This is a genomic window from Acinetobacter sp. 24-47-67, assembly GCF_056779735.1.
Genome location: NZ_JBWYIK010000013.1, coordinates 53,816 through 60,331 on the forward strand (window position 1 = coordinate 53,816; position 6,516 = coordinate 60,331).

Annotated in this window: 7 protein-coding genes; 2 read left to right on the top strand and 5 right to left on the bottom strand. The window is 36.7% G+C overall.

Annotated elements, in window-relative coordinates; translation table 11 throughout:
• The first annotated feature begins 15 nt into the window (after positions 1-15).
• Complete coding sequence (locus AC1M9K_RS13340) at positions 16-633, top strand: TetR/AcrR family transcriptional regulator (RefSeq protein WP_481589521.1); 618 nt, start codon at positions 16-18, stop codon at positions 631-633.
• Between the two features lie 4 nt (positions 634-637).
• Here the strand turns inward: AC1M9K_RS13340 and AC1M9K_RS13345 are convergent, their stop codons facing one another.
• Complete coding sequence (locus AC1M9K_RS13345; protein ID WP_481589522.1) at positions 638-1,510, bottom strand: alpha/beta hydrolase; 873 nt, start codon at positions 1,508-1,510, stop codon at positions 638-640.
• A gap of 152 nt (positions 1,511-1,662) precedes the next feature.
• On the opposite strand from AC1M9K_RS13345, the gene AC1M9K_RS13350 reads away from it, so the two are divergent.
• Entirely contained in the window at positions 1,663-2,331 is a 669-nt protein-coding gene (locus tag AC1M9K_RS13350) for a phosphatase PAP2 family protein (RefSeq protein WP_481589523.1), read from the top strand.
• 4 nt (positions 2,332-2,335) lie between these two features.
• Here AC1M9K_RS13350 and AC1M9K_RS13355 read toward each other — a convergent pair whose 3' ends face one another.
• The 4 genes from AC1M9K_RS13355 to AC1M9K_RS13370 form a co-directional block, all read right to left on the bottom strand.
• The gene (locus AC1M9K_RS13355) at positions 2,336-3,649 is read right to left on the bottom strand and encodes an ATP-binding protein (protein ID WP_481589524.1); all 1,314 of its coding nucleotides are present in this window, start codon (positions 3,647-3,649) and stop codon (positions 2,336-2,338) included.
• 15 nt (positions 3,650-3,664) lie between these two features.
• Positions 3,665-4,345 (bottom strand): response regulator transcription factor, encoded by a 681-nt coding sequence (locus tag AC1M9K_RS13360; RefSeq protein WP_092768381.1) that lies wholly within the window; start codon positions 4,343-4,345, stop codon positions 3,665-3,667.
• 13 nt (positions 4,346-4,358) lie between these two features.
• On the bottom strand, positions 4,359-6,020 hold the full coding sequence (locus AC1M9K_RS13365; RefSeq protein ID WP_481589525.1) for a phosphoethanolamine transferase: 1,662 nt from the start codon (positions 6,018-6,020) through the stop codon (positions 4,359-4,361).
• A 182-nt stretch (positions 6,021-6,202) separates the two neighbouring features.
• On the bottom strand, positions 6,203-6,516 hold a 314-nt coding region (locus AC1M9K_RS13370; RefSeq protein WP_481589526.1), incomplete at its 5' end, for an alpha/beta hydrolase.

Sequence of the window (6,516 nt, forward strand, 5' to 3'; positions counted from 1 at the left end):
AGGGGATTTGTTTAAATGCTTTTTGATGAAATTAAGCTTCCTGTACAAAAAAGAAGTAAAGCAAGGTTAGAACTTGTACTAGAAACAACAAAGAAAATATTAGAAAAACAAGGCATCAATCACTGTACTATTCCCGAAATTGCAGCACAGTCCGATCTTCCTAAGATTACGATTTATCAATACTTTCCAACAGTTAATCATTTGTTCAGCATATTGGTGAAACGTTATTTAGATGAACTTCAGGCCTATGTTTTGTTTAAAAATGAGTGCTATCAAACTTGGTCAACACGTGATATTTGTTTTGATCTAATTTCTAAGGTGGCAGAGTTCTACAATTCAAATCCTGCTGCAAGTATTTTGATTTTGGGTGGGCCAGTGCATGTTGATGGTTTTAATTTACAGGAAATTGTGATTGAGAAGATTGCTCATGATTTACAAGCGGTATTTGAGCAGAAAGTACATCCGCTGAAATTGAATAGAAAAGAGGAAGCGGTGTATTTGGTTGAAATGGTTTTTGCATTAATGAAACACAGCTATTATCAGCATCAACAAGTCACTGATGACATTCTAAAAGAATGCCATTTCATCAGTGAATTTTACTTAAGCAGTAAGGGATATAACTACCAACTTTAAAAGTTTATTTTAGTTTTTCCAAAAAATGTTGATGCGCTGCGATGAGTTGATCAAAAACGGGCGAATGAAATAGATCGAAGTGACCGCAGACGAACTCACGATATTCACCTTGTTTTAGTTTTTGTGCGAGTTTACGTGTTGCTTTGATAGGAATAAGTGAATCTAGTTCCGCACCTGACACAAAAACAGGGCATTGAATTTTATGAACGATCATTGTTGGTCGGTATAAACCAATAGTTGCAACGATTCGAGCTGGTACAGCATTTTTCCAATGCATCCCATCTGGGATCAGTCGATAATAGGCATCATAGCAATCTTCACCCGCCAAAATAGCAAACCGATCTTTTGCAACTACAGGCATGGTTTTGACTCTACCTATTTTTGCTAGGGCTAAATCTTGTAATGCAATCATGGTTGCAGGCAATAAATATTTTTTCGGATACAGCGTCAAGCTCGCTAAACCATCAACGTGTGGAAAATTAGAGATCACTGCTTTAAAGGTGTGTTCACTTGCTAATGTTAGAACATGCGCACCACTGAACGAATACCCCCATAAAATGATATTTTTTTTCGAGATGTAGAATCGGGTTTGAATATAGTCGATAACGACTTTCCAATCCTGAAGTTGACTATTTTTATCAACAAGATGCTGAACAGGACCACTGCTTAATCCAAAACCAGAATGATCAAATACGCATACGTTATATCCCAATTCTGCATAAGCTTCAGCGAAAGAGTTTAAGCCACAGCTTTTTTCTCCACCCAAGCCATGAGCCATAATGATGATACTAGAATCTTTTGTGATCGGCACTGGCATATAAAAATCCGCTTGGATTTGATAGTTGCCATTCGGAATAAGTAATTCTTGAGTTTGCATCGTGGTTATCCTTAACACTTTTTTATTTTTAAAACCCAACTCAGGTTGGTTTAAGCATATCGTTATGCAGTATAAAAGTCTATTTGATGTCAAATCGTTCAGAAAATTTTAAGCCTGATTGATTTAAATACATTTTTATTCGATGTATTCGTATGAGTTTTTTCTATCGCAAGCAATGTATCGCCTTAATCTTGAGCTATTTCATTTTGGTCAATCTATTTCCAGTACATGGTGCAGTCGACATGAAATTGATTCAATTAGGCTTAAATTCAAAAGGAGTGTTCTATTTAAAAGATGCATTTTGGCCAAGTGTAGTCGGGCATGAATGGGTTAAATATGTGCTAATCGCGATGTACTGCAGTATGCTGATATATGCAGTCATGGTTGCTCATCCCAAATCGAGAAATCAAAGTTTGGAAACCTCTAAAAATTACATCACAATTTTTGCAATTGCTTTGATTTCAATTATTTTAATAGCGTTGTTCAAATCACAGTCGAACTTGATGTGTCCATGGGATGCAGCTCAACCTCAGGGAATGACAATTGTCTGGAGTCTCAGTAGTAAAGTTGGGCATTGTTTTCCTGGAGGTCATGCTTCTGCAGGTTTTGCATTATTGAGTGGGTATTTTGTGTTCAGGAGCAAAAAAAGCAAATTAGCTCAATTTTACTTATTGAGTGCAATTCTCTTGGGAATGCTTATGGGATGGACACAAATGCTTAGAGGTGCACATTTTTTGAGTCATAATCTTTGGACTGGTTGGCTGATTTGGATGTTCAATGTCGTAATATTTAGTCTAAAAGAAAAGGTTAAATTAGCCTAAGCAATTAATGTAGTTTAATTTCCACTCTCACCAATAAACCACCTAATTGAGGGCTGCGATCAAAGATAAGATTACCCCCCATACGTTCTACCGCTTTTTCAACAATTGATAAACCTAAGCCACTACCAATTTCTTGATGTTGCTCGACTCGATAAAATCTTTTTTTAATACGTTCATACAGATCTGCTGAAATTCCTGGGCCACTGTCCTCGACTTGAATGATAGCTATATCATTCTCTTGAAATGTAGAAACGTTAATGATGCCATTGGGGGGCGTGTATTTAATCGCATTCTCTATTAAATTGGTTAATATTGAATCTATAGCAGATGAGTAATTTATAATTTGAACGTGTTCATAACGTTCCATACCTAAATCGATTTCTTTGGCTAAGGCTAAATGAATCAATTGTTCAATAGATTGATAAGCACGTTCATCTAACCGAATACTCATTTTTTTCTCGTTACTGGCATTCAATGAATCTTGTTGAGCGAGATTTAAAAGCTGTCCGACCAAATGCTGAGTTCGATGTAAACCATTATTCATTTTGATTAACGATTCGTGATGGGGGAGCTCTTTGAGTAAAATTTTAGTTTGAAGATTTAATGCTGTAATTGGTGTTCTTAATTCGTGAGCGGCGTCTGCAATAAATTGTTTTTGTTCTTGTTGGGCATCAGAGATCCTTTGAAATAATTGATTGATCGCTTGAATGCTGGGTACTAGCTCAATAGGGTACTGTTGAGGGTCAATTACGGTCAGCTCATTTGGTTTACGTGTACTTAATTCGGATTTAAATTGCTCAAATGGAGCAAAATTTCTTCTAATTATAAAACCTAAGCCATAAATCGCGAAAGGCATAATGATTAAATAAGGTAAAAACATGTTGATTGCGAGCTCTATGGCTAAAGCTTGTCGAACAGAGTCTTGTTGGCTCACTTGGACTTGAACAGTTTTCAATGGAATCACATAGGTATGCCATTTACCATAATGATTAGTGTGATGATAAAAACCTGACTTAGCAACTGGGTCAACCAACTGTTTAAACTTTTCGTGTAAATGTGATTGTTGGTCATAGGCCCAAACATCTACAAATAAATCTTCTTCATGGTACTGTTTTAAATGTGAAAATTTACTCTTTATAGGATCTGGATTAAATTTTGCAACGCGCTCTGCCAGATTTTTCAGCTGAGCATCAAGTATTTCATTTGTTTCTTCTAAAGCTGTTCTATAGGCTGAAAAAACCAATATACATCCCATTACCACACTAAAAATTGATGTAAATACAACAAGTTGCTTTTGTAAAGAGTAGGGTTGCGTCATGTATCAATTCTTGTTTTATGGTGTAGGCTGACCTAGCCGATAACCTAATCCTCGCACATTACGAATAAAATTTTTACCTAATTTTGAGCGTATGCGATGAATATAGACTTCAATGGTATTACTGCTGATTTCATTTTCAATATCATACAGTTTTTCTTCAAGATTAGACTTCGAAAAAATCTTATTTGGATAAGTTAAGAGTGGAATTAATAAAGCCCACTCACGGTTTGAAAACTCAACCGTCTGATTTTCAAAACTCGCGATATGTTGTTCAAGATCTAACCTGAGTCCGCCAAATTCTAAAATTTGTTTTATCTGGGGTGTATTTTGTTGAGATGCACGTCTGAGTATGGCGTGAATACGCGCTAATAACTCCTCAAACTCGTATGGTTTTACTAGATAATCATCAGCGCCTTGATTTAATCCATCGATACGGTGCTGAAGTTGATCTCTTGCTGAAATAATGAGTACAGGAATTGAAGGAAATAGTGAGCGAAGATGTTTGAGTACTTGCATGCCATCCATCATAGGTAATCCAAGATCGAGCAGCACTAAATCAAATGCTTGTTGATTTAATTGTTTTAAGCCATCGATGCCATTATTGACCCAGACTACTTCAAATGATTGATATTGGAGCAACTTTTGAGATGACTCTGCAATCATAAAGTCATCTTCAATCATCAGGATTTTATTCATATTAGGCTCTGTTCTATAATTGAGGTTTGCATTGTTGGCTGAGGTCTAATGCGGGTTGTAATGTTGTAGTATGAATATTCAATAAACTTAGCATGGTGTGAAAGACATTGTCTTGGCTTAGTACATCATTTTTCTGAGATTCAATGCATCGTACAGTTGACGCTTGATGTTTTCGCCATGCTGTTGAAAACCACATGATCATCGGCACATGAGTTTGTTGTGATGGTGCAATTTGATAAGGCGCGCCGTGTAAATACATTCCATGTTCACCCGTGGATTCACCATGATCTGATAAATACCATAAAGCGGATTGAAATTGAGTTTGTTTGTTTAATAAATTGATTGTCGAAGCGAGAATATGGTCTGTATATACAATTGAATTATCATACGTATTGATCAGAGCTTGTTGACTACATCCCTGAATTGCGCTGGTGTTACAGGTCGGCTGAAAGGGTGTGTATTGATGAGTGGACCGTTTATAGTAAGCTGGGCCGTGACTTCCCATTTGATGGAGTACGATAAGTCTTGGCGTTTTATCATTTTTGGGAATGGCTTGAATATAGGCATTAAGGCTATCAATCAATATTTCATCTTTACATTCACCCTTAGAATCGCACCATTGCTTATGAATAGATTCGGGAATTTCATAACGCTCAACCCGATTACAAACCTCTTTGCATCCTGAATTGTTATTGATCCACGTTACTTTGTAGCCCGCACGTTGAATAATATCGAGTAAGTTCTCCCGTTGTCTTGCGACTTTTTCTGTATATGCTTGTCGAGTCATACCAGAAAATAAACAAGGTACGGATACCGCCGTTGCAGTACCACAGGAACTGACGTTACGAAAATTGATTATATTTAATTTGCTTAATTCTGGATTTGTAGCTTGATCATATCCATTCAACTGAAAACTTTCTGCACGTGCTGTTTCTCCTATCACTAAAACCATCAGTTTTGGAGTTTGATGGGTCGCCGTTTGAATAAATTGGTGTGCATCACGTCCGTAGGGTTGAATTATAGTATTTTTGGGAGGTTGAAGATGTTTATAATAACTGAAGGACGCTGCAACGACATTTTGAGGGCTGATCATTCCTTTCAACTCTCTGTTTTCTCTAAAAATAGCTGCATAGTCAACATAATATAAATAAGCGCAACCTAACACTAAAATTAAACTGATTGCACTGTGTAACATTTTCCTGCAAAGGGTATGAGAAAACGTTGATTTTTTGATATTCACCCAATAAATAAAAAAAAGAGGCGCTAAAATAAAAAATACAACCCAAATAAATAATCTTATATTTATCAGATCAAATGCTTCCATCGTATTGGTTTGCATCATATTTTGAATCTGATCAGCATTAATAATAATGCCTAAACTACTTACAAAATATGCAGACACACCGCCTAATACAATCCAGATACTTGCAAATATCTTTACGTTCAATCTCCAATGAATAAGATTGAAAATAAAAAAATAAGCGGCTGTGATTAAGACAGATGAACCTATTAAAAAAAGAATTGCTGGGTAACCTTGATAAGGTGTGAGTGAAGTAAGTTGTTTGTAGAACGCAATATTTAAACCAATGCCAACCCATACTGAGAGTACTAAATTGAATAGTGCTAGGCTTATCGTTGGTTTTTTCCATTGCTGAATGATAGATTTGTAGCGCATACGATGAGTTCTAATATTTAACTACGCTGAGATTAGGTTTTATTTCTTAAAATTTACTGAATAAATGATTGAAGTCTAGGGCATAAAAAAAGCCAGACTGGTGGAGCAATCTGGCAAAGCGTCAAGATGAGTCACCCGTGACAAGTGATGTTTCCTGAGTTCAGGTTTGAGTTGTTCCGAACTTAAGCCTGAATAAATTCAGCCACAGCCTGGTTAAACGCCTGTGGTTGTTCAACATTCGAAATGTGCGAAGCATTAATCTCAACAAGTTGACTACCCGCAATCGCTGCTTGCATAAACTGACCATCTACCACAGTGGTCACAGGGTCTTGTTGACCTGCAATAATCAATACTGGAATCGAAATCTGTTTGAGTTGTTCACGCACATCCGCCTTAGCCAAAGCTTCACAGCAGCTTGCATAACCTTCAGGGCTGCCAGCTCCTAAGTCGTTTGAAAGTTTTTCAATCACTGCTGGGTTGCTTTGGATAAAGGGAT